We start from the raw sequence: 23,098 nt of genomic DNA, 5'->3' as shown, positions 1-23,098 counted from the left end.
GGGAAACCAGGGGAAACGGCGCCCCTTCCGACGCCCCGGCCGGCGGAAAATGCGGCGGGGAATAGACTGTCCGCATGCGGCTCACGATCGCCGGCGGGGGCGGCTTCCGCGTCCCCCTGGTCTACCGGGCGCTCTCTGCCGGGCCTTTCGCGGGGCTGGTGCGGGAGCTGGTGCTCTACGACGTCGACCCCGCCAGGCTGGCGGCCATCGAGGCGGTCCTGACCTCCCTCGCCCGGCAGGGCCTGCCGGGTTCCGGCCCGCAGATCCGTGCCGTTTCCTCGCTCCCCGAGGCCCTCGACGGCGCCGACGTGGTCTTCGCCGCCATCCGGCCCGGCGGCACCGCCGGGCGGATTGCCGACGAACGGATCGCCCTGGACCTCGGACTCCTGGGCCAGGAAACCACCGGCGCCGGCGGGATCTCCTATGCGCTGCGCTCCATTCCGCCGATGCTGCGGCTCGCGGAGCAAATGCGGAGCCGCTGCCCCGGGGCGTGGCTGCTGAACTTCACCAACCCCGCCGGCATGGTCACGGAGGCCCTGCTCCCGGTGCTCGGTCCCAGGGTGATCGGGATTTGCGACTCCGCCAGCGGCCTGGTGCACCGCGCGGCGCGGGCCGCCGGCGTCGCGCTGCCGGAGGGCACGCTCGACGGCGTGGGCTACTACGGCCTGAACCATCTCGGCTGGCTGTACCGGCTGGGGGCCGGGGGCCGGGACGCCCTCCCGGCACTGCTCGCGAACCCTGCGGCGCTGTCGGAATTCGAGGAAGGCCGGCTGTTCCCGCCCGGGTTGCTGGCCGGCCTTGGCTGCCTGCCGAATGAATACCTGTTCTACTACTACGACACCGTTCGGGCGGTGGCCGGCATGCGTGCCGCAGGGCAGACCCGGGGGGAATCCATCGCCCGGCAGCAGGCCGAACTGTATCCCGGGCTGGGTGCCGCCGGGCCGGAGGCCTTTGCGCTGTGGGAGGCCGCCCGCCGGTCCCGCGAGGAGGGCTACCTCGCGGAGGCCCGCGTCTCGGGCGAACGCCGCGACGAGACCGACCTCGCCGGCGGCGGCTACGAGCGGGTGGCGCTGGCGGCCATGCGCGCCCTCTCCGGCGGCGGCGCGGCGGACCTGATCCTGAATACGCGCAACACCGTCACCACTGCCGGGTCCGCGGTCCCGGAAGCGCCCGGCGCCAGGTCCACCGCCGGGTCCGGAACGCAGGCGGAGCAGGCGGTGCCGGCTGTCCCGGCTGTCCCGGCTGTCCCGGGGCTGCCGGCCGACGCCGTCGTCGAAGTTCCGTGCCGGGTGACGCCCGACGGCGCCGAGCCGGTCCCGCAGGACCGTCCGGGACCGGCGCAACTGGAGCTGCTGCGGCGCGTCAAGGACGTCGAACGGCTCGTGGTGGAGGCGGCGACGACCGGCCGGCGGGAGGCGGCCCTCGCCGCGTTCGCCAGGCATCCGCTCGTGGATTCGGATGTCCTCGCCGGCAAACTGTTGGCCGGCTATGAAGCGGCGTTCCCGGAGCTGGGCCGTCTCTGGCACGGCGGGCCCTAACGGCCCTGCCGGCAGCAGCGTCCTGCCGACACGAGCGTCCCGCGGCACCGGGGCCGGCAGCCCTACAGCTTTCGGTACATCACGTGAAGGCCCACGTAGCCCAGTTCAGGGTGGTTGAACGCCTCGGGAATGGTCGCGAGCACCTCAAAGCCCATGGATTTCCACGCGGCCACGGCCCGGACGTTGCTTTCCACGACGGCGTTGAACTGCATGGCCCGGAAGCCGGCGTCGCGGGCGGCGTCGAGCGAATAGGCGCACAGGGCCCGGGCCAGTCCGCGGCCGGCCTGCGCCGGGTGAACCATGTAGCCCGCGTTGGCGACGTGGCTGCCGCCGCCGCCTTGGTTGGGGTGCAGTTCGCCGGTGCCAAGAACCGCACCCGTGTCGGAGGCAACCGCGACGAACGTCTGGCCCGGCGCCTGCTTGAACCAGCGCCCGCGGGCCTCGGCCTCTCCTGTGTCCCGGTCCCAGGTGAAGGTCTCCCCCGAACGGATGACGGGTTCCAGGATCGTCCAGATGCCCGGCCAGTCCTCCGGGCGGGCCTCGCGGATGATCCAGCCGGCTGCGGGCTCTGGTCCTGTCGTTGTGTTCACAGCGGCCACGTTAGCAGCACGCCCCGGTCTGCGAACCGAACGGACCGTGAACCGGCCGGCACTTCAGGAGTAATGTTTTATCGACATGCATTTGGCAGAGAAAAATGGGCAGAGGAAAGGGGAACCGTGTCGCTGATCCGCCGCGTCGCCTTCCTTTCCCTGCACACCTCGCCCATGGAGCAGCCCGGCTCCGGTGACGCCGGCGGCATGAACGTTTACGTCCGGGCGCTGGCCGCAGCCCTCGCCGAGACCGGGGTGGAAGTGGAGATCTTCACCCGGTCCACCTCGGCCACTCAGCCCGCCGTCGAACATCCGTCCCCTGGCGTGTGCGTGCACAACGTCCTGGCCGGGCCGCCGCGGAAGCTACCCAAGGAGGAGCTCCCGGGGCTGCTGCACAGCATGGTCGCCGAGATCAACCGGATCCGCCAGCTCCAGCCGCACGGCCGCTATGACGTCGTCCATTCCCACTACTGGGTTTCCGGGGTGGCCGGGCTGGAGCTCGCGGAGCTGTGGGGGCTGCCCCTCGTCCACACCATGCACACGATGGCGAAGGTCAAGAACCAGCTCCTCGAGTCCGGCGAACAGCCCGAGCCGCGGCGTCGTGAGGACGGCGAGCACCGGATTGTCGACGGCGCCACCCGGCTGATCGCCAACACCGGCACCGAAGCGGCCGAGCTGGTCTCGCACTACAACGCCGACATCGACCGCATCGACGTCGCGCCGCCCGGCGTGGACCTGGCCGTCTTCACCCCGGCCTTCCGGAACCGGGCCAGGGCCCAGCACGGCATCGCCCCGGGCAAGTTCCATCTGCTGTTCGCGGGTCGGATCCAGCGGCTCAAGGGCCCGCAGATCCTGATCAAGGCGGCCGCGCTCCTGCGCTCCCGGCGCCCGGACATCGACCTGCAGCTGACCATTCTGGGGGCCGTCAGCGGCGCCAAGGACTTCAACCTCAAGACGCTGATCAGCGCCGCCGGAATGGACGACGTCGCCACCCACCACCCGCCGGTGAACGCCCCGGAGCTGGCCGGCTGGTACCGGTCCGCCGACGTCGTGGTGATGCCCTCCTACAGCGAGTCCTTTGGCTTGGTGGCGCTGGAGGCGCAGGCCTGCGGGACGCCGGTCCTCGCCACGAAAGTCGGCGGCCTCTCCCGCGCCGTCCAGGACGGGCGGACCGGGATGCTGATCGAGGGCCACAAGGCCAGCGACTGGGCGGACGCCCTCGAGTCGCTCTTCGACGATGCCCAAACGCGTACCGACATGGGGCGCGCCGCCGCGATCCATGCCCAGGATTTCGGCTGGCAGCGCACCGCCGCGATTACGCTGGAGAGCTACCACACGGCCGTGAGCCAGTATTTTGGAAGCCTGACCATCCCGGTGGGCCACACACCCTGAACCGGATCCATCCCCTCGACCCGCTCCAACCCCGCCCGGCAACACCGGACCGGGACTAACCCGCCGACGCCACGAGCCGAAGGACAACGATGTCTGAGACCACCACTGCCGGGAACACCGTCCCCAGCGACCTGGAAATTGCCCAGCGGGCAGTCATGAAGCCGATCGGGGAGATTGCGGCGGCCGCCGGCATCAACCCGGACGCGCTGGAACTCTACGGACCCTACAAGGCCAAGATCGATCCGGCGAAGCTGACCGTTCCGGCGGGCGCCCGCGCGCCCGGCAAAGTGGTGCTGGTCTCCGCGATGTCGCCCACCCCCGCCGGCGAAGGCAAGTCCACCACGACGGTGGGGCTCGCGGATTCCCTGGCCCGGGCCGGTCACAGCGTAATGATCGCGCTGCGCGAACCCTCGCTCGGCCCCATCCTGGGCATGAAGGGCGGCGCGACCGGCGGCGGCTACTCCCAGGTGCTGCCGATGGACCAGATCAACCTGCACTTCACCGGCGATTTCCACGCCATCACCTCGGCGAACAATGCCCTCATGGCCCTCGTGGACAACCACATCTTCCAGGGCAACGAGCTGAACATCGATCCGCGCCGGATGACGTTCAAACGCGTCCTGGACATGAACGACCGGTCCCTCCGGGAGGTCGTGATCGGCCTCGGCGGTCCGGCCCAGGGCACGCCGCGGCAGGACGGCTTCGACATCACCGTGGCCTCGGAGATCATGGCCGTGTTCTGCCTCGCCACGGACCTGAACGATTTGCGCGACCGGCTGGGCCGGATCACGTTCGGCTACACCTACGACCGCCGGCCCGTCACCGTGGCCGAGCTCGGCGTCCAGGGCGCCCTGACCATGCTGCTCAAGGACGCGATCAAGCCCAACCTCGTGCAGACCATCGCCGGCACCCCGGCGCTGGTGCACGGCGGGCCCTTCGCCAACATCGCCCACGGCTGCAACTCCCTCATCGCCACGCAGACGGCCCGCAGCCTGGCGGACATCGTCGTCACCGAGGCAGGATTCGGCGCGGACCTCGGGGCCGAAAAGTACATGGACATCAAGGCGCGGATGGCCGACGTCGCCCCGTCCGCCGTCGTCCTCGTGGCCACCGTCCGGGCGCTGAAGATGCACGGCGGCGTGCCGAAAGACATGCTCAAGGAGCCCAACGTGGAGGCGCTGGCCGCCGGCGTCGCCAATCTGCGGCGCCATATCCGCAACGTCGAGAAGTTCGGCATCATCCCGGTCGTGGCGGTCAACAAATTCGCCACGGACACCGCCGAGGAACTGGACTGGCTGCTTCAGTGGTGCGCCGCGGAGGGGGTTCAGGCCGCGGTGGCGGATGTCTGGGGCCGCGGCGGTGGTGGCGACGGCGGGGACGAGCTCGCGGCGAAGGTGGCCGCCGCGATCGATGCCCCGCACGGCTTCCGGCACCTGTACCCACTGGAGATGTCCGTGGAGGACAAGATCCGGACCATCGTGCAGGAGGTCTACGGCGCCGACGGCGTAGACTTCTCCGTGCCGGCGCTCAAACGGCTGGCCGAGATCGAGAAGAACGGCTGGTCCGGGATGCCGGTATGCATGGCGAAGACCCAGTACTCCTTCACCGACGACGCCACCCGGCTCGGCGCGCCCAAGGGTTTCACCATCCACGTCCGGGACCTCATCCCCAAGACCGGCGCGGGCTTCATCGTGGCCCTCACCGGCGCCGTGATGACCATGCCGGGCCTGCCCAAGGTGCCGGCGGCGATGCGGATGGACGTCGACGACGCCGGCAACCCCGTCGGCCTCTTCTAAAGCCCCCGACGCTCCCGCAGGTCCGGCGCGCCGCCAACCGACGCTCCCTCACCTCCGGCGCGGCGCCAACCGACGCTCCCTCACCTCCGGCGCGGCGCCAACCGACGCTCCCTCACCTCCGGCGCGGCGCTCGCGCCCGCCGCCGGCAGGCCAGGGACATCTGTGGATAACTTCTGCGCGGCTTTCCAAATAGTTTCAAAATTCCAGCATGGAGAAACTAACGAAGCTTCCCGGTCCGCTCACCGCAGGTCCCTTTACTATCGCTGATGCACGGTCCTTGGGAGTGCCGAGAACCAGACTCCGGAGCTCCGACGTAATTCACGTCAGTCGAGGTCTTTACCGGCCCGCGGATTGGAACTTCGAGCTGGAGACGGCGGCGCGTGCATTGGCCGCAGCGTCGCCCGGCGCCTGGATCTCCCACGTCACCGCCGCCAGGCTCCGATGCCAGATATTGCCTCCATGGCTCTCGGACTCGGAGGAGCTACACCTGAGCAAGCCGCGGGCGCTCCCGGAGGTCCGGCGCAAAGGCATCCTCGGTCACACGGTTCTTGCGTTGGAGGGCGAGGTCGAAACAGTGGACGGGATCCGGATCAGCACGCGCTCCCGCACGTGGCTCGACCTCGCCCGGCGGTTGAGCCTGCCGGAGTTGGTCTGCATGGGTGACGAGCTGGTGCGGATTCCCCGGCTGGGGTTGGAAGGGCGTAGTGATCCCTTTGCGACCATCGATGAGCTGCGTTGGATGGTGGGCCGGCACCCGAACCTGCAGGGAATCGTCCGCGCGCGTGCCGCACTCGACTTGATGCGCGTGGGCTCGGATTCAGCGCCGGAGACGTTGCTGCGCCTAGCGATGTGCGACGCCGGGCTCCCGGAACCGGAACTGCAGCTCCGGCTGCGATCGGACGGTCCTGCCGCGCCGACGGCGGACTTGGGGTATCGCCGTCGGCGGCTGGCGGTTCAGTACGACGGCGGGCACCATCTGCTCACCGCACAGATCTTGAGCGACCGCCGCCGTGACAAGGCCTTCGAGGCAGCGGGATGGACGGTGCTCGTCCTGACAAAAGATGACCTCGCCGACGGCTTCTCCGGCGCCGTCGCCAAGATGAAGCGAATCCTCCGCACGTCATACCTCAGTCCGCCGGCCGCAGCTGGCTTTTCCAGCGCAATCTGAGGCAGCGAGCCCCCGATGTCTGCAAAACGTGAGGGAGGATCGGGGCGGTATCGACCAAAAGTGAGGGAGCGTCCCGGGGCCCAATCCGAAAACCCGACGCTCCCCCACCATTGGTGAGGGAGCGTCGGGTTGGAACACGCCAAACGTGAGGGCGCGTCCGGGGACAGCGGGGCGGGTTAGCGCTCCAGGTCGCCGCGGATGAAGGCCTCGACCTTTTCACGGGCGAGGTCGTCGTTGAACTGCTCCGGCGGGGACTTCATGAAGTAGCTCGACGCCGAGACCAGCGGGCCGCCGATGCCGCGGTCCAGGCCGATCTTGGCGGCACGGATGGCGTCGATGATCACGCCGGCGGAGTTGGGCGAGTCCCAGACTTCGAGCTTGTATTCCAGGGACACCGGGGCGTCGCCGAAGTTGCGGCCCTCGAGGCGGACGAAGGCCCACTTGCGGTCATCGAGCCACTGGACGTAGTCGGACGGGCCGATGTGGACGTCCTTGGCGGCGAGCTCGGCCTCGACGTTGGAGGTGACGGCCTGGGTCTTGGAGATCTTCTTGGACTCCAGGCGGTCGCGCTCAAGCATGTTCTTGAAGTCCATGTTGCCGCCGACGTTCAGCTGGTAGGTGCGGTCCAGGGTGACGCCGCGGTCCTCGAACAGTTTGGCCATGACGCGGTGCGTGATGGTGGCACCGATCTGGCTCTTGATGTCATCGCCCACGATCGGCACGCCCGCGGCGGTGAACTTGTCCGCCCACTCCTTGGTGCCGGCCAGGAACACCGGCAGGGCGTTGACGAACGCCACGCCGGCATCGATCGCGCACTGGGCGTAGAACTCGGCGGCCTGCTGGGAACCGACCGGCAGGTAGCAGACCATGACGTCAACCTGGGCGTCCTTGAGGGCCTGGACGACGTCGACCGGCTCCTCCGGGGACTGCTCGATGGTCTCGAGGTAGTACTTGCCCAGGCCGTCCAGGGTGTGGCCGCGCTGGACGGTGACACCGGTCGGCGGGACGTCGGCGATCTTGATGGTGTTGTTTTCGCTGGCCAGGATGGCGTCGGACAGGTCCTGCCCCACCTTCTTGCCGTCGACGTCGAAGGCGGCAACGAACTGGACGTCGCCGACGTGGTACTGGCCGAACTCCACGTGCATCAGGCCCGGGATCGTGGCCTTGGGGTCGGCGTCTTTGTAGTACTGGACGCCCTGGACCAGCGAAGCGGCGCAGTTACCTACGCCGACGATTGCAACACGAATCGGATGTGAAGACACGGAACTCCTTTTGAGAAACAAGGGTGACCGGCGCGGCCGCACTCTGGTGTACTGCATCAGTTGTGCGGGCGGCAGGCGGACACGGCGCCGTAAGGCGCCCTTAGTAGTCTAGTCAACGCCACCGGGGCCGCGGTTGTTCCCCGGCGGCCCCGGCGCTTGCGTAACTGCGGGTGCCTTCTACTTCTGCGCCCACAGGTTGATGTCGGATTCGACGGCGAATTCATCGATCGCGTCGACCTCATCGGCGGTGAAACCCAGGTTGTTGATCGCAGACAGGGTGTCCTCGAGCTGCCGGACGCTGGACGCGCCGACCAGCGCCGACGTGACCGAGGTGCCCTTGCCCTGCTCGCGCAGGATCCAGGCGATGGCCATCTGCGCGAGGGACTGCCCGCGGCTTTCGGCGATCCGGTTGAGCCCGCGTATCCGGTCCAGCTTGTCCTCGGTGATCATGCCTTGGTCCAGGGACTTGTCCTGGGCGGCGCGGGAGTCGGCCGGAATGCCCGCCAGGTAGCGGTCGGTCAGCATGCCCTGCGCCAGCGGCGAGAACGCGATCGACCCGGCGCCCACCTGCTCCAGCGCCTCGAAGAGGTTGGGGCTGCCGTTCTCGGTCCAGCGGTTGAGCATGGAGTAGCTGGGCTGGTGGATCAGCAGCGGCGTGCCGAGTTCCTTCAGGATCCGGGCCGCCTCGAGAGTCTGTTCCGGGGTGTAGGAGGAGATGCCGGCGTAGAGCGCCTTGCCGGAGCGGACGGCCTGGTCCAGGGCCCCCATGGTCTCTTCCATGGGCGTCTCGGGGTCCGGGCGGTGGCTGTAGAAGATGTCCACGTAGTCCAGGCCCATCCGGCCCAGCGACTGGTCCAGGCTGGCCAGCAGGTACTTGCGGGAGCCAAAGTTGCCGTACGGGCCGGGCCACATGTCGTAGCCGGCCTTGCTGGAGATGATCAGCTCGTCGCGGTACGGCTTGAAGTCGTCCTTGAAGTGGCGGCCAAAGTTGGTCTCGGCGCTGCCGTAGGGCGGCCCGTAGTTGTTGGCGAGGTCGAAGTGGGTGACGCCGAGGTCGAAGGCGCGGCGCAGGATGGCGCGCTGGACCTCGAACGGCTTGTCGTCGCCGAAGTTGTGCCACAGGCCCAGTGAGATGGCCGGGAGTTTCAGGCCGCTGCGCCCCACGCGGCGGTAGGGCATGGAGTCGTAGCGGGTGTCAGCTGCCAAATATGTCATACGTCAGATCCTGCCTTAGTGGGTGAGTATCGCGGCGCTGTGGCCGGGTAGATGCAGCGGTGTCGCCGACGCCGCGCCGCCGGAAGCCGGGTCCAGCCGGACGCCGTCGTCGGTTGCCAGGGCCAGGGCCGCGCCGCGGACCGGGACCCGTCGCGCCTCGGCGGAAAAGTTCATCGCCACCTCGGTGCTGCCGCGGCGCAGCAGCAGCCAGCCCTCGTCCTCGCTGATGTCGACGGCGGTGTCCTCGAACCCTGGTTCCGTCAGGTCCGGCGTGGCGCGGCGGAGCGCGATGAGTGCCCGGTACAGCTCCAGGAGGCGGGCGTGGTCGCCTCCGGAAGCCTCCGCCCAGTTCAGCTTGGACCGGGTGAAAGTCTCCGGATCCTGCGGATCGGGGACGACGGCGGGGTCCCAGCCCATGCGCTCGAACTCCCTGATCCGGCCCTCGGCCGTCGCCTTGCCCAGCTCCGGTTCCGGGTGGGAGGTGAAGAACTGCCACGGGGTGGTGGCCCCGTATTCCTCGCCCATGAACAGCATGGGCGTGAACGGCGAGGTCAGGGTGGCGACGGCGGCGAGCGCGAGCGGCCCGTAGCCCAGGGTCTGGGACAGCCTGTCCCCGGTGGCCCGGTTGCCGATCTGGTCGTGGTTCTGGCTGCACACCACCAGCGCGGCCGGGTGGACCTGGGCCGGGTCGATGGGCCGGCCGTGGTGGCGGGCGCGGAAGCTGGAGTAGCTGCCGTCGTGGAAGAAGCCGCGCTCCAGGACCTTGGCCAGCGCCCCGAGCGAGTCGAAGTCGGCGTAGTAGCCGGTGGTTTCGCCACTGACGTTGACGTGGACGGCGTGGTGGAAGTCATCGCTCCACTGCCCGGCCAGCCCGTACCCGTTGGTGTCCCGCGGGTAGAGCAGGCGCGGGTTGTTCAGGTCCGATTCCGCGATCATCGTGGCCGGGCGTCCGGTCTCGGCGGCTATTTCGTCGGCGAGGGCGCCGAAGTCCTCCAGCAGGTGCACGGCGCGCTCGTCCTTGAAGGCGTGCACGGCGTCCAGCCGCAGGCCGTCCACATGGTAGTCCCGCAGCCACATCGCGGCGTTGTCCAGGATGTAGCGGCGCACCTCGTCCGACTCCGGGCCGTCCAGGTTGACCGAGTCGCCCCAGGTGTTGCCCTCCCCCGATTTCAGGTAGGGCCCGAACCGGGGAAGATAGTTCCCGCTGGGGCCGAGGTGGTTGTAGACCACGTCCTGGATGACGCCGAGGCCGGCGGCGTGGGCGGCGTCCACGAAGCGCTGGTACGCGGCGGGTCCGCCGTAGCCTTCGTGCACGGCGTACCAGAGGACACCGTCGTAGCCCCAGTTGTGGGTGCCGTTGAACCCGTTGACCGGCAGCAGCTCCACGAAGTCGATGCCCAGCTCCGCCAGGTACGCCAGCTTCCCTGCCGCGGCGTCCAGTGTTCCCTCCGGCGTGAAGGTGCCCACATGGAGTTCGTAAATGACAGCGCCCTTGAGCTCCCGGCCCGCCCACTGGCCGTCGGCCCACTGGTGGCGTCCGGCGTCGAACGTGCGGGAGAGCGCGTGCACGCCCGCGGGCTGGCGGCGGGAGCGCGGGTCCGGCAGCGGGGTGGGATCCCCGTCCACCAGGTAGCCGTAGTCCACGTCCCCGGCGGCGGGCGCCCCGGCGGCGGTCCACCAGCCGGGCGCCTCCGCGCCGCGGCGGGTCATGTCGTACTTCCGGCCGTCAGCGAGGAGCGTGACCGCCTGCGCTTCCGGTGCCCAGAGATCGAAGCGGTCGCTTCCGTGTGCAGGCAAGGTCATGGCATTCTTCCGTTCCCCATGTCGGTACTTCTTCGTGCTACAGGTTCTGCTTAGGCGGTGGGCACCAGGAGGGCCACGGGGTAGTCCCGCAGGATCTCCCCCACGGCCACGGTGCCCGGACCGTGCGTGGACCCGGTCAGTTCATCGGCCATGGCCGCGGCGAGCTCGATGGTCGTGTCCTGCCATCCGCCGCGCTGCTCCAGGCCGCGGGGCAGCCGGGTGGCGAGCGTCAGCGCGCCTGGGGCTGCGGGAGTCCCGCGGTCGAAGGCGAGCAGGTGCGCAGCAGCGGCGCCCGTGGCTGTGACCGGGGTGTACCCCGTGAACAGCTCCGGCCGGTCCCGCCGCAGCCGCAGGGCCCGCGAGGTGACGAGGAGTTTCGCCGCCTCGTCCAGGAACGACGCCGGACGCTCACCGGCGTCGAGCGCGGCGAGGGCGCGCCGGCGGGCGCCGAAGTCGAACGGCCGCCGGTTGTCTGGATCGGTCAGCGAACGGTCCCAGAACTCAGTGCCCTGGTAGACGTCCGGCACCCCGGGCATGGTGAGCTGCACGAGCTTGGCGCCGAGGGAGTTGGCGGCCCCGTACGGCTCCAGCAGGGCCACGAGGGACTCCAGCTCGGCGGTCACCTCCGGGGTGTCGAAGGCGGCGTCGACGGCGGCTGAAAGTTCCGCCTCGAAGGCCTCGTCCGGATCGATCCAGTTGGTCGAGTTCCCGGCCTCCCGGGCGGCTTTTTGCGCGTAGGACTGCAGCCGGTCGCGGTCTGCGGGCCAGACGCCCGCGATGGCCTGCCACAGCAGGTTGGCCAGCGGCCCGTCCGGCAGCGGCGCCAGCTTCTGCAGCCGCTGCAGGGATGCCTGCCATTCCGGTGCGAGCTCGGCAAGGACCGAGATCCGGGCGCGGGTGTCCTCGCTGCGCTTCGTGTCGTGGGTGCTGAGCGTGGTCATGGACAACGGCAATTCGGCCTGGCGCCGGGTCATCCGGGTGTGGAATTCCTCCGGCGTCACGGCGAACTCGGTGGGGTCGGCGCCGACTTCGGTCAGGGTGCCCAGCCGGGTGTAGCGGAAGAATGCGGTGTCTTCCACGCCCTTGGCCATGACCATCCCGGAGGTCTGCTGGAAGCGTATGCCCAGCTCTGCGTAGGGGGCAGAGCCAGTGTCGAGCAGCAGCGGCAGCAGCACGCCGACGGCGCCTTCGAGTTCGGGGCGGCGGCGGACCGCGAGTTCGCATGCCTCTTTCAGGACGTCCGCACCCTCCGGAAGATAGCTGCGGTAGACCGGGAACGCGGCGATGATCTCGGACAGTGCGTCCGCCGCGGCTTCCTGGCCCAGTCCTGCCCCGGCAGGGACCAGCCGTGCCAGCCGGAGCATTTCCGAGTGCAGGATTCCGTCCGTGATCCGCCGTTTGGTGCCGCGGATCATGTCCTCGTAGTCGGCGGCGCCGCCGCGCAGTTCGGCGTCGAGCGCGTCAAGCGGGCCCTGGCCGGCGGCGTCGACGAACACCCGGTCCACGTCCGCGAGGGCGTCGTAGCCGGTGGTGCCCTCGCACTCGAAGCCGGCCGGCAGGGCCTCGCCCGGTTCCAGGATCTTCTCGATCAGCAGGTAGGTGCCGCCCGTGGCCTCCCGCAGCCGGTGCAGGTATCCCTCCGGATCGGCGAGGCCGTCCGGGTGGTCGATCCGCAGCCCGTCGACGAGACCTTCCCGGAACCAGCGCACAACCTCCGCGTGGGCCTCATCGAAGACCTCGGGGATCTCCACCCGGATCCCGGCCAGGCTGTTGACGGCAAAGAACCGGCGGTAGTTCAGGTCTGTGTCGGCCCGGCGCCAGCCGATCAGTTCGTAATGCTGCCGGTCGTGGACCTCGCGGGGATCGTCACCTTCGGTGTACGTGCCCTCGGCGAGCGGGAAGCGGTGATCGTAGTAGCGCAGTTCCCCGTCCTTGATTTCCAGCGCGTCGACGTCGGAGTCGTCCCCCAACACGGGGATCCGCACCCGGCCGCCGCCGAAGTCCCAGTCGACGTCGAACGCCTGCGCGTAGCGGGACTGCTGCCCCTCCTTCAGGAGGGACCACCACCACGGGTTCTGGGCCGGGGTCGCGACGCCGACGTGGTTGGGCACGATGTCGACCAGCACGCCCATGCCGGCCTCCTGCGCTGCTGCCGATGCCGCCAGCAGGCCGTCCGCGCCGCCCCGGTCCGGATCGATGGCGGAGGGATCGGTGACGTCGTAGCCGTGGTCCGAGCCACGCTCCGCCGTGAGGATCGGCGAGAGGTAGATCCAATCCACGCCCAGGGACTTCAGGTACGGCACGGTCTGCGCGGCGTCCTGCAGCGTAAACCCGGGCCGGATCTGCAGCCGGTACGTCGAGACGGGGGTTCTCATTTAGCCCGGCCCTTCCGCGTCTTCGGCTTCTCGGCCCCCGTCTTCTTCGAACCGGAGGCCTTCGCGGAGCCCTTGGAGGCGCCGGTTGCCGGGGCCTCCGGAGCCGACTCTGCCGGGTCCGCCGGAGCCGACTCGGCCGGAGCCTCCGGAGCGGGGTCCGCCTGAGCTTCCGGTGCCGGGACCGCAGAATCGGCACCCGCCGAATCCTCGTGCTCGGCCATCGCGGCGAGGGAGGCGGCCGCGGAGTAGTCCACTTCCACCTCGGGGCCGGAGTGGGCCCGGAGTACCACCATCGACTTTGCCGCCAGCTTCAGCACGGACCCGGCTTTCAGTGGCGCCTCAGTGTCCGCCTGGTCCGCGGTGTCCACCAGCACGTCCCAGAACCGTGAGTATTCCTCGGCCGGCAGGGCGAAGTCCACGTCGTCGTCGTGGGCGTTGAAGCCGAGCAGGAAACTGTCATCGGTGATCCGGCGTCCGCGGGAGTCCTGTTCCTGGATGCCGTGGCCGTTGTAGAACACACCGATGGTCCGGCCGAAGCCGCTGCCCCAGTCCTCCGGGAGCATTTCGGTGCCGTCCGTTTTCAGCCAGACGATGTCCGGCAGCTTCTCGCCCTCGCCGCGGCGCACCGGGCGGCCGTCGAAGAAGCGGCTGCGCCGGAAGGTCGGGTGGTCGTGCCGGATCTTGTTGACGACGGCGGTGAACTCCACCAGCGGCTGGTCCATCGCGTCCCAGTGGATCCAGCTCAGCTCGGAGTCCTGGCAGTAGGTGTTGTTGTTGCCCTGCTGGGTGCGGCCGAGCTCGTCGCCGTGCAGGAGCATCGGGACGCCCTGCGAGAGCAGCAGGGTGGCGATGAAGTTGCGCTGCTGGCGGGCGCGGAGGGTCAGGACGTGGTCGTTGTCCGTGTCCCCTTCCTCGCCGCAGTTCCAGGAGCGGTTGTGGGATTCGCCGTCGTTGTTGCCCTCGCCGTTGGCGTCGTTGTGCTTCTCGTTATAGGACACGAGGTCGCGCATGGTGAAGCCGTCGTGCGCCGTGACGAAGTTGATCGAGGCCACCGGGCGCCGGGCGGAGCTTTCGTAGAGGTCCGCGGAGCCGGTCAGGCGGGAGGCGAATTCGCCCAGGGTCGAGGGCTCGCCGCGCCAGAAGTCGCGGACCGTGTCGCGGTATTTGCCGTTCCACTCGGTCCACTGGGGCGGGAAGTTGCCCACCTGGTAGCCGCCCGGGCCGATGTCCCACGGCTCGGCGATCAGCTTGACCTGGGAGACGATCGGGTCCTGCTGGATAAGTTCGAAGAAGGTGGACAGCTTGTCCACGTCGTAGAACTCGCGGGCCAGGGTGGAGGCGAGGTCGAAGCGGAAGCCGTCGACGTGCATTTCGGTCACCCAGTAGCGCAGGGAGTCCATCAGCAGCTGGAGGGAGTGCGGATGCCGGACATTGAGGGAGTTGCCGGTGCCGGTGTAGTCCATGTAATGCTTCAGGTCATCGTCCACCAACCGGTAGTAGGCCTGGTTGTCGATGCCCTTGAAGGACAGCGTGGGGCCGAGGTGGTTGCCTTCAGCGGTGTGGTTGTACACCACGTCCAGGATCACTTCGATGCCGGCCTTGTGCAGCTCGCGAACCATGGCCTTGAATTCCTGCACCTGGTGTCCGACGTCGCCGGAGGAGCTGTAGGTGTTTTGCGGCGCGAAGAAGCCGATCGTGTTGTAGCCCCAGTAGTTGTTGAGGCCCTTCTCCTCGAGCGTGCCGTCGTTGACGAACTGGTGGACGGGCATGAGCTCGATCGCGGTGACGCCGAGCTTCTTCAGGTGCTCAATCACGGCCGGGTGCGACACGCCGGCATAGGTGCCGCGCTGCTCTTCGGGAATTTCCGGGTGGAGCTCGGTCAGGCCCTTGACGTGTGCCTCGTAGATGACCGACTGGTGGTAGGGGATCCGCAGCTGGCGGTCGCCGTCCCACTCGAAGAAGGGGTTGATGACCACGCCGTGCATGGTGTGCGGCGCCGAGTCGCTGTCATTGCGCGAGTCGGGGTCGCCGAATTCGTAGGTGAAGAGCGCCGGGTCCCAGTCGATCTGGCCCTGGACGGCCTTGGCGTAGGGGTCCATCAGCAGCTTGTTGGGGTTAAAGCGGTTGCCGTTCTCCGGTTCGTACGGGCCGTGGACCCGGTAACCGTACTTCTGTCCGGGCTGGACCTGCGGCAGGTAACAGTGCCATACGTAGCCGTCCACCTCGGTCAGTTCGATCCGGGTCTCGGTCAGGTCGTCAGCAAGGAGGCACAGTTCCACCCGCTCGGCGCGCTCGCTGAACAGGGCAAAGTTGGTGCCAGTGCCGTCAAAGGTGGCTCCCAGCGGGTAAGCCGATCCGGGCCAGACTTCCATGTGTACTCCTCGTGCGGAACGAATATTCTCTAGACAGACTACTTGTAAGTAGGGTTAGTAATTGTTCGGGCGCTCGGAGCGCCCCCGTTTGTTACAGCTCCCGCATCACCTCCGGAACGGCACGGGCAATGGCCGTTGCGGTCACCGGGCCCCCGTGGGAAGCCCGGACCCCGGCGAGACCATGGATACTGGCTGCCATCGCCGCGATCGCCGCCCATCGGGCGTCGGGATCGATGTCATGTTCGCCGAAGCGCCCGACGTCGGCGCCCAACTGGGCCGCCAGTGCACCGATTACTCCGGCCAGGACGTCACCGCTGCCTGCCGTGGCGAGCCAGGGCGTGCCCTCGGCCTGGCTGTAGAAGTCCTGGAAGGGCGAGGCCACAAGGGTCGTGGCACCCTTGAGCAGCACGGTAGCTTCGGTCAGGCCCGCAGCCCGCCGCACGGCGCTGAGCGTTGATGCCTCGACCGCGGAACGGTCCACTGGAGCCCCGAGGCGCTGAAGCAATGCCGACAGTTCACCGGCGTGGGGTGTCAGGATTACTTGCGGAGCCAGAACGTCCGGCAGGGCCGGTAACGCGCCGGCGTCGGCGACCGTCGGCAGGCCCGAGTCTGCGGCGTCACGTGCGCGCTGCAACTGCTGCTCATCGGAGTCATCGAGTCCGGAGCCAACGAGCCAGGCCTGAACGTGCGTGTCGGCCACGGCGCCGGCGCTGCACACCACCTCGGGACAGGACCGGCGGACCAGGTCGGCGACGTCCGGCGGCCCAAGGTAACGCACCATTCCGGCGCCGGCAGCCAAGGCACCCTGGCAGGCCAGCACCGCGGCCCCCGGATAAGCGCCGGAGCCTGCGACCACCCCCAGCACCCCCCTGGAGTACTTGTGCGCCCGCCGCTGCGGGCGTGGCAGGAGGGCGGACAGGTCTGCGGCCTCCAGCCGCCGCAGGGACGGCCATGGCAGCGCCTGCTCAATTCCGATCGGGACTACCCGGATGATGCCCGCGAAGTCCGCGCCCGGGTCCGCCAACAGGCCGGCCTTGGCGGCTCCGAACGTCACCGTCATGTCGGCCGCCAGCACCGGCGCGTGCGACTCCCCCGTGTCCGCGTCGACGCCGCTGGGGATGTCGCAGGCCACCACCAAGGGGGAACGGGAGCCCGGCCGGGAGCGCCCCAGGGCCGCGACCAGCTCGGCGGCCGGTCCCCGCAGCCCGCCCTGGGCCCCGGTCCCGAGGACTGCGTCGATCACGACGTCGGCGCCACCGGCCAGCGCGGCGAGTCCGGCCACGTTGTCCCCGGTCAGGGCCACGGCATGGCCGCCGGCCTTCCGGAACGCCGCCAGCCCGGCGTCGTGGGCGGCGCCGGCGGTGAGTACCGCCGTCGTGCGCATGCCGCGGCGGGCCAGCAGCGCGGCGGCGAAGAGCCCGTCTCCGCCGTTGTTGCCCTTGCCCGCCAGCACGGCCACGCTGGAGCCGTACAGCCGCTGCCCGCGGCTCCGCAGTTCGCGGATCACGGCGTTGGCGAGCCCGTACGCGGCCCGCTGCATGAGAACAGCGCCCGCACCGGAGCCCAGGCTGTCGTCGAGAAATGGCTTTTCGGCCTCTCGCACCTGGGTTCCGGTGTAGGCGCTGATCATGGTTTCAGTCCATTCGCGGTCGCTGGGGAATGCCTGGCACTGGGGCCGGTCCTGCCTGGACGGCCGTCTCAGCCTTCGGCGACAACCGTCGCGGTGGCGATCCCGCCGTCGTGGCTCATGGACAAGTGCCAGCGCTTGACGCCCTTGGACTCCGCCACGGCCAGCACGGTGCCTTTGACCTGCACGGTGGGGCCGTTCTGGTCCAGCCCGATCCAGCAGTCCTGCCAGTTCATGCCGGCCGGTGCCCCCAGCACCTTGGCCACGGCCTCCTTCGCGGCAAACCGCGCGGCGAGGGAGCGCGTGTTCAGTTCCCGCTCGGCGGGGACGAACAGCCTGTCGCGCAGCCCGGGGGTGCGCTCGAGCTGGCGCCCGAACCGCTCAATGTCTACGACGTCTACGCCTATGCCAACAATCATGGCGTTATTCTACGGTCACGCTCTTGGCCAGGTTGCGTGGCTGGTCCACGTCGTAACCCTTGGCCGAGGCGAGTGCGAGGGCGAAGATCTGCAGCGGAACCGTTGCGAGCAGCGGTGCCAGGAGCGTGGGGGTCTCCGGGATGTAGAAGACGTGCTCGGCGTACGCCTTGACGGCCTCGTCGCCTTCTTCGGCGATCACGATCGTCTTGGCGCCGCGGGCACGGACTTCCTGGATGTTGGAGACCACCTTGGAGTGCAGCGAGTCGCGGCCGCGCGGGGACGGGACCACCACGAAGACGGGCTGGCCTTCCTCGATCAGCGCGATCGGGCCGTGCTTGAGCTCTCCGGCGGCGAAGCCTTCGGCATGGATGTACGCGAGCTCCTTGAGCTTCAGCGCGCCCTCCATCGCAACGGGGAAACCGACGTGGCGGCCCAGGAACAGCACGGACTTGGCGTCCGCCATGGACTGGCCGAGTTCCTTGATCTGGGCCTCGTTGTCGAGGATGCGCTGGATCTTGGCCGGGATCTTGCCAAGGTCGGCCAGGATGTCCTTGATCTCGCCCTGGAACTTGTTGCCGCGCAGCTGTGCCAAATAAAGACCCAGCAGGTAGGCGGCGGTGATCTGGGCCAGGAACGCCTTGGTCGAGGCCACGGCGATCTCGGGTCCGGCGTGCGTGTAGAGCACGGCATCCGATTCCCGGGGGATGGTGGACCCGTTGGTGTTGCAGATGGAGACCGTCTTGGCGCCCTGTTCCTTGGCGTAGCGGACCGCCATGAGGGTGTCCATGGTCTCGCCGGACTGGGAGATGGAGACAATCAGCGTGTTCTCGTCCACGATCGGATCCCGGTAGCGGAATTCGTGCGAGAGTTCGACCTCGGTGGGGATCCGGCACCAGTGCTCAATGGCGTATTTCGCCACCTGGCCGGCGTAGGCGGAGGTGCCGCACGCGAGGACGATGATCTTGTTGACGTTCTTGAGCAGCTGCGGATCAACACGGAGCTCATCAAGCGTCAGCTTGCCGTGGATGTCTGAGCGGCCCAGCAGGGTCTGGAGCACGGCATCCGGCTGGTCGTGGATTTCCTTTTCCATGAAGGACGGGAAGCCGCCCTTTTCGGCCGAGGCGGGGTCCCAGTTGACGTGGTATTCCTTGCCCTCGGCGGGGGCGCCGTAGAAGTCCGTGATTTCCACGGAGTCGGCGGTGATCGTCACGATCTGGTCCTGGCCGAGTTCCACGGCACGCCGGGTGTAGTCGATGAAGCCGGAGACGTCGGAGCCGAGGAAGTTCTCGCCTTCGCCGAGGCCGACGACGAGCGGGGAGTTCCGGCGGGCCGCGACCACCACGTCGGGCTGGTCGGCGTGGACGGCGAGGAGCGTGAACGCGCCTTCGAGCCGCTGGCAGGCAAGCTGCATGGCCCGGGTGAGGCCGCCGTTGGTTGCGTCACCGCCGAGCTGGTTACGGTAGATGTCCCCGAGCAGGGCAGCCGCCACTTCCGTGTCGGTCTCGGACTCGAAGGTGACGCCCTTGCGCTGGAGTTCGAGCTTGAGCTCGGCGAAGTTCTCGATGATGCCGTTGTGGATCAGGGCCAGCTTGCCGCCGTCGGACAGGTGCGGGTGCGCGTTCTGGTCCGTCGGGCCGCCGTGCGTCGCCCAGCGCGTGTGGCCGATTCCCGTGAGGGATTCCGGCAGCGGGCGGGTGTCCAGCTCCGCAATGAGGTTGCTCAGTTTGCCCGACTTCTTCCGGGAAGAAATGGTGCCGTCGGCCACTACTGCAATACCCGCGGAGTCGTAGCCGCGGTACTCCAGGCGCCGCAGTCCTTCAAGGACAACGTCCAAGGCATTGTGTCCAGTATTTACCCGGCCATCTGAGTGGCCCACATATCCAACGATTCCACACATGGTCATAAGCCTAGCGGGTTTCCGGGAGGGAGGACGTGGGACGGCGGGGCGTGAAGGGCCCTGCGCGGGGCTGCGGAGGGCCGGCCCCGGCTCCCACCGGCCAGTCCATTTCGCTCTCGGCGTTGTGAAGGGCAGAATCTCTAGGGTGACTTTGCAACGCAATGAAGCGAACGGAGAAGGTGTCTCCCCGTTCGTGGAGCTGGACCGGCAGACCTGGTCCCGGCTCGCTGCCCAGATGGAGCAGCCCCTTAATGAAGAGGATGTGTTCCGCCTTCGCGGCCTCGGGGACCCCCTCGACATCAAGGAAGTGCGCGAGGTCTACCTGCCGCTGTCCCGGCTCCTGCACCTATATGTGGAAGCCGCGGGCCAGCTTCACGCGGCCACCACCACCTTCCTCGGCGAAAGCACCCAGCGCACGCCGTTCGTGATCGGCGTGGCCGGTTCGGTGGCCGTGGGCAAGTCCACCATCGCCCGCGTCCTGCGCGAAATGCTCCGGCGCTGGCCCGGTACCCCCAACGTGGAGCTCATCACCACGGATGGATTCCTCTACCCGCTCGCCGAGCTCAAGCGCCGGCAACTGCTCGAGCGCAAGGGTTTTCCGGAGTCCTACGACCGCCGCGCCCTGCTGCGCTTCGTGAGCGAGATCAAGGGCGGGGCCGAGGAGGTCCGTGCCCCTTGGTATTCCCACGTCACCTATGACATCGTCCCCGGCAAGGAAGTGGTGGTGCGCCGCCCGGACGTGCTGATTGTCGAGGGACTGAACGTCCTGGCTCCGGCCCGGCCGCGGCAGGACGGCAGGCAGGGCCTGGCCCTGAGCGACTTCTTCGATTTCTCCATCTACGTCGACGCGAAGACCTCGTATATCGAGGAGTGGTACGTGGACCGGTTCCGCAAACTGCGGAGCACGGCCTTCGCCCAGCCGGAATCGTACTTCCACCGCTACGCAACACTCTCCGATGCCGAGGCCGAAGAGACCGCCCGCGAGATCTGGAAGCGCATCAACGAGCCCAACCTCGAGGAAAACGTCCTCCCGACCCGGGGCCGCGCGCAGCTGGTCCTGACCAAGGACGCCGACCACTCCATCCGCCGGATGCTGCTGAGGAAGGTCTAGCACAGATGTGCTACGACGACGCGGACGGGACGGCGGGACGGCAGGACGCCGGCCCGGAATCGCCGAGCCGGCGGGCCTTCAGCCGCCTCCTGCTGGCGGGCACCGGCCTCGCGGCGCTGTCCGCCTGCACCCCGGCCCAGTCCTTCACACCGTCCGGCACGCCGGGTCCGCCGCCGGGCACAGGCAGTGCGACGCCGACCGCCGCCGCGGCGTCGAACCCGCCTCCGACAAGCCCGGCCCCGGAGTCTTCCACACCGTCGGCACCAGAGGCACCCGCGACGGCGTCGCCTGTCCCGCCGTCGGCCGCGGCGCGCCCTCCTTCGGCCGCGGCGCCGGGGCCGCAGCATTCCCTCTCGGACCCCACCAGCCCATGGGTGATCGTCAACAAGCACCGCCCGCTCTCCCCCGCCACCTTTGTGCCGCCGGATCTGGTCCGGCCGGCCGTCCGCTTGGCCACCTCTGGCGAGGCGGCGCTGCTGAACAGCACGACGGCGGCTGCCGCCGAAAAGATGTTCGCGGCCGCGGCCGCCGACGGCGTCATCATCACCCTGGCCAGCGGATACCGTTCGTTCACGACGCAGAGGGCCACCTACGGCAGCTACGTGAATTCCCGCGGCCAGGCGGAGGCCGACACCGCATCGGCCCGGCCCGGCTACTCAGAGCACCAGACGGGGTGGGCATTCGACATCGGCGACGGCAGCGGGGCGGACGCGTTCACGCCCCAGTTCAAGGACCGTACGGCGGCGATCTGGGCCAAGGCGAACGCCCACCGCTTCGGCTTCGTGGTCCGCTACCCGTGGATGCTGCACGAAATCACCGGCTATTTCTACGAGCCGTGGCATCTGCGCTTCGTCGGGAAAGAGGCGGCCGCGGACATGCGTGCCCGCGGCATCGGCACGCTCGAGCAGTACTTCGGCCTGGAAGCCGCCCCGGCGTACTTGTAGCGCGGCGCCCGCCAACCTGTAAGGCGGCGTCGGTCCGGGCGGAATTCCCCACCTTTGCCACCACGACGCCGGGACACGCCGGCGCAATCGGCGGACACGCCGTCGGACGCGGGCGTAGGTGGGGAAATTCGGCGGCGCCGGCACAGCGATTCGCGGACGGAACCGCTGCCGGCCGGCTACTCGGGGACGAGCTCCAAAGCCAGTTCGGTCCGGACCACCTGCGCCAGGCGCTCCGCGACGCCCTGGGCGGTCTCGTGGTCTGCGGCCTCCACCATCACGCGCACCACCGGCTCGGTGCCGGAGGGGCGCAGCAGGACGCGTCCGGTGTCGCCGAGTTCGGCTTCGGCAACGGACACCGCCTGCGCCACCACCACGTCGCCCTTGACCCGGGTACGGTCCACGCCCTTGACGTTGATGAGGACCTGGGGCAGCTTGGTCATCACCGTGGACAGCTCCTTGAGCGGGCGCCCGGTGAGGGCCACCTGGGCTGCAATCTGCAGGCCGGTCAGGACACCGTCGCCGGTGGTGGCGTAGTCGGCAAAGATTACGTGCCCCGACTGCTCGCCGCCCAGGCTGTAGCTGCCGTTGCGCATTTCCTCGAGGACGTAGCGGTCCCCCACGCCGGTTTCGCGCAGGCTGATCCCGGCGTCGCGCAGGGCGAGCTTCAGGCCGAGGTTGCTCATGACGGTGGCCACGAGGACATCGTCCTTGAGCTTCCCGGCGTCCTTGAGGGCCACGGCAAGGATGGCCATGATCTGGTCGCCGTCCACCTCGTTGCCTTCGTGGTCCACGGCGAGGCAGCGGTCGGCGTCGCCGTCGTGCGCGATGCCGAGGTCTGCCCCGTGGTCCAGGACGGCGCGCTTGAGCGGGCCGAGGTGCGTGGAGCCGACCCCTTCGTTGATGTTGAGCCCGTCCGGTTCGGCGCCAATGACGATCACGTTGGCGCCGGCGTCCTTGAACACCTGCGGGGAACAGCCGCTGGCCGCGCCGTGGGCGCAGTCGAGGACGACCTTCAGGCCGTCCAGGCGGTGCGGAAGCGTGCCGAGCAGGTGCACGATGTAGCGGTCCTCGGCGTCGGAGAAGCGCTGGATCCGTCCCACCTCACCGCCGACGGGCCGGACAGGCTCCTTGGCGAGCTGCACTTCGATGGCATCCTCGACGTCGTCGGGCAGCTTCTGGCCGCCGCGGGCGAAGAATTTGATGCCGTTGTCCGGCGCGGGATTGTGGGACGCGGAGATCATGACGCCGAAGTCGGCGTTGAGGTCCGCCACGAGGTAGGCGGCGGCCGGGGTGGGCAGCACGCCGGCGTCGTAGACGTCGATTCCCGAGCTGGAGAGCCCCGCCTCCACTGCGGCCGCGAGGAACTCGCCGCTGGCCCGCGGGTCCCGCGCCACCACGGCGCGCGGCCGCTTCCCGGTCGTGTTGCGGTCATGGCCAAGTACGACGGCGGCGGCCTGGGCCAGCTGCAACGCGAGCTCGGCGGTCAGCAACCCGTTCGCCAGGCCCCGGACTCCATCGGTTCCAAATAATCTAGACATCGGACCAAGTTTAGTCGATGGCCGGGGCAAGTCCGGCTTAAACAGCGAAGG

At 68.8% G+C, this 23,098-nt stretch carries 17 protein-coding genes; 6 read left to right on the top strand and 11 right to left on the bottom strand.

The window, feature by feature from the left end; translation table 11 throughout:
* Window positions 1–74: 74 nt before the first annotated feature.
* Window positions 75–1,538: a family 4 glycosyl hydrolase gene (locus tag C560_RS0106760; RefSeq protein ID WP_026537607.1), complete on the top strand. Its 1,464-nt coding sequence runs from the start codon at window positions 75–77 to the stop codon at window positions 1,536–1,538.
* 62 nt (window positions 1,539–1,600) lie between these two features.
* Here the strand turns inward: C560_RS0106760 and C560_RS0106755 are convergent, their stop codons facing one another.
* The gene (locus tag C560_RS0106755; protein ID WP_043422685.1) at window positions 1,601–2,128 is read right to left on the bottom strand and encodes a GNAT family N-acetyltransferase; all 528 of its coding nucleotides are present in this window, start codon (window positions 2,126–2,128) and stop codon (window positions 1,601–1,603) included.
* Between the two features lie 126 nt (window positions 2,129–2,254).
* Between C560_RS0106755 and mshA the strand changes: the two genes are divergently transcribed.
* The 3 genes from mshA to C560_RS0106740 all read left to right on the top strand — a co-directional run bounded on the left by mshA (window position 2,255) and on the right by C560_RS0106740 (window position 6,484).
* Window positions 2,255–3,520 (top strand): D-inositol-3-phosphate glycosyltransferase, encoded by a 1,266-nt coding sequence (mshA, locus tag C560_RS0106750; RefSeq protein WP_018773722.1) that lies wholly within the window; start codon window positions 2,255–2,257, stop codon window positions 3,518–3,520.
* Between the two features lie 89 nt (window positions 3,521–3,609).
* Window positions 3,610–5,316, top strand: a complete 1,707-nt coding sequence (locus tag C560_RS0106745; protein ID WP_026537605.1) for a formate--tetrahydrofolate ligase — start codon at window positions 3,610–3,612, stop codon at window positions 5,314–5,316.
* A gap of 385 nt (window positions 5,317–5,701) precedes the next feature.
* Window positions 5,702–6,484 carry an endonuclease domain-containing protein gene (locus tag C560_RS0106740; RefSeq protein WP_331280265.1) on the top strand — a complete coding sequence of 261 codons (783 nt, stop codon included), beginning with the start codon at window positions 5,702–5,704 and terminating at the stop codon, window positions 6,482–6,484.
* A 176-nt stretch (window positions 6,485–6,660) separates the two neighbouring features.
* On the opposite strand, the gene C560_RS0106735 is transcribed toward C560_RS0106740, so the two are convergent.
* The 8 genes from C560_RS0106735 to glmS form a co-directional block, all read right to left on the bottom strand.
* Window positions 6,661–7,746, bottom strand: coding sequence for an inositol-3-phosphate synthase (locus C560_RS0106735; protein ID WP_018773719.1), 1,086 nt, complete (start codon window positions 7,744–7,746; stop codon window positions 6,661–6,663).
* A 177-nt stretch (window positions 7,747–7,923) separates the two neighbouring features.
* Window positions 7,924–8,961: an L-glyceraldehyde 3-phosphate reductase gene (gene mgrA, locus C560_RS0106730; protein ID WP_026537603.1), complete on the bottom strand. Its 1,038-nt coding sequence runs from the start codon at window positions 8,959–8,961 to the stop codon at window positions 7,924–7,926.
* A gap of 15 nt (window positions 8,962–8,976) precedes the next feature.
* Window positions 8,977–10,764: a malto-oligosyltrehalose trehalohydrolase gene (gene treZ / locus C560_RS0106725; protein ID WP_026537602.1), complete on the bottom strand. Its 1,788-nt coding sequence runs from the start codon at window positions 10,762–10,764 to the stop codon at window positions 8,977–8,979.
* Between the two features lie 50 nt (window positions 10,765–10,814).
* The gene (gene treY, locus C560_RS0106720) at window positions 10,815–13,139 is read right to left on the bottom strand and encodes a malto-oligosyltrehalose synthase (protein WP_026537601.1); all 2,325 of its coding nucleotides are present in this window, start codon (window positions 13,137–13,139) and stop codon (window positions 10,815–10,817) included.
* Window positions 13,136–15,511: a glycogen debranching protein GlgX gene (gene glgX / locus C560_RS0106715; RefSeq protein WP_026537600.1), complete on the bottom strand. Its 2,376-nt coding sequence runs from the start codon at window positions 15,509–15,511 to the stop codon at window positions 13,136–13,138. Before glgX ends, treY begins: the two co-directional genes overlap by 4 nt.
* 91 nt (window positions 15,512–15,602) lie before the next feature.
* Window positions 15,603–17,141 (bottom strand): NAD(P)H-hydrate epimerase, encoded by a 1,539-nt coding sequence (locus tag C560_RS0106710; RefSeq protein ID WP_026537599.1) that lies wholly within the window; start codon window positions 17,139–17,141, stop codon window positions 15,603–15,605.
* Between the two features lie 68 nt (window positions 17,142–17,209).
* Window positions 17,210–17,557, bottom strand: a complete 348-nt coding sequence (locus tag C560_RS0106705; RefSeq protein WP_018773713.1) for a holo-ACP synthase — start codon at window positions 17,555–17,557, stop codon at window positions 17,210–17,212.
* A gap of 4 nt (window positions 17,558–17,561) precedes the next feature.
* Window positions 17,562–19,454 carry a glutamine--fructose-6-phosphate transaminase (isomerizing) gene (glmS, locus tag C560_RS0106700; RefSeq protein WP_026537598.1) on the bottom strand — a complete coding sequence of 631 codons (1,893 nt, stop codon included), beginning with the start codon at window positions 19,452–19,454 and terminating at the stop codon, window positions 17,562–17,564.
* A 145-nt stretch (window positions 19,455–19,599) separates the two neighbouring features.
* Between glmS and coaA the strand changes: the two genes are divergently transcribed.
* Complete coding sequence (coaA, locus tag C560_RS0106695) at window positions 19,600–20,565, top strand: type I pantothenate kinase (RefSeq protein ID WP_026266484.1); 966 nt, start codon at window positions 19,600–19,602, stop codon at window positions 20,563–20,565.
* 10 nt (window positions 20,566–20,575) lie between these two features.
* Here coaA and C560_RS24085 read toward each other — a convergent pair whose 3' ends face one another.
* Window positions 20,576–20,950 carry a hypothetical protein gene (locus C560_RS24085; protein ID WP_026537597.1) on the bottom strand — a complete coding sequence of 125 codons (375 nt, stop codon included), beginning with the start codon at window positions 20,948–20,950 and terminating at the stop codon, window positions 20,576–20,578.
* On the opposite strand from C560_RS24085, the gene C560_RS24080 reads away from it, so the two are divergent.
* Window positions 20,940–21,509 (top strand): M15 family metallopeptidase, encoded by a 570-nt coding sequence (locus tag C560_RS24080; RefSeq protein ID WP_026537596.1) that lies wholly within the window; start codon window positions 20,940–20,942, stop codon window positions 21,507–21,509. The genes C560_RS24085 and C560_RS24080 overlap by 11 nt on opposite strands.
* A gap of 176 nt (window positions 21,510–21,685) precedes the next feature.
* Here C560_RS24080 and glmM read toward each other — a convergent pair whose 3' ends face one another.
* Window positions 21,686–23,047 (bottom strand): phosphoglucosamine mutase, encoded by a 1,362-nt coding sequence (glmM, locus tag C560_RS0106680; RefSeq protein ID WP_026537595.1) that lies wholly within the window; start codon window positions 23,045–23,047, stop codon window positions 21,686–21,688.
* Between the last annotated feature and the right edge of the window lie 51 nt (window positions 23,048–23,098).

Source organism: Arthrobacter sp. 9MFCol3.1, from assembly GCF_000620385.1.
Lineage (GTDB): Bacteria > Actinomycetota > Actinomycetes > Actinomycetales > Micrococcaceae > Arthrobacter.
This window is presented reverse-complemented; position numbering and strand designations above follow the sequence as displayed.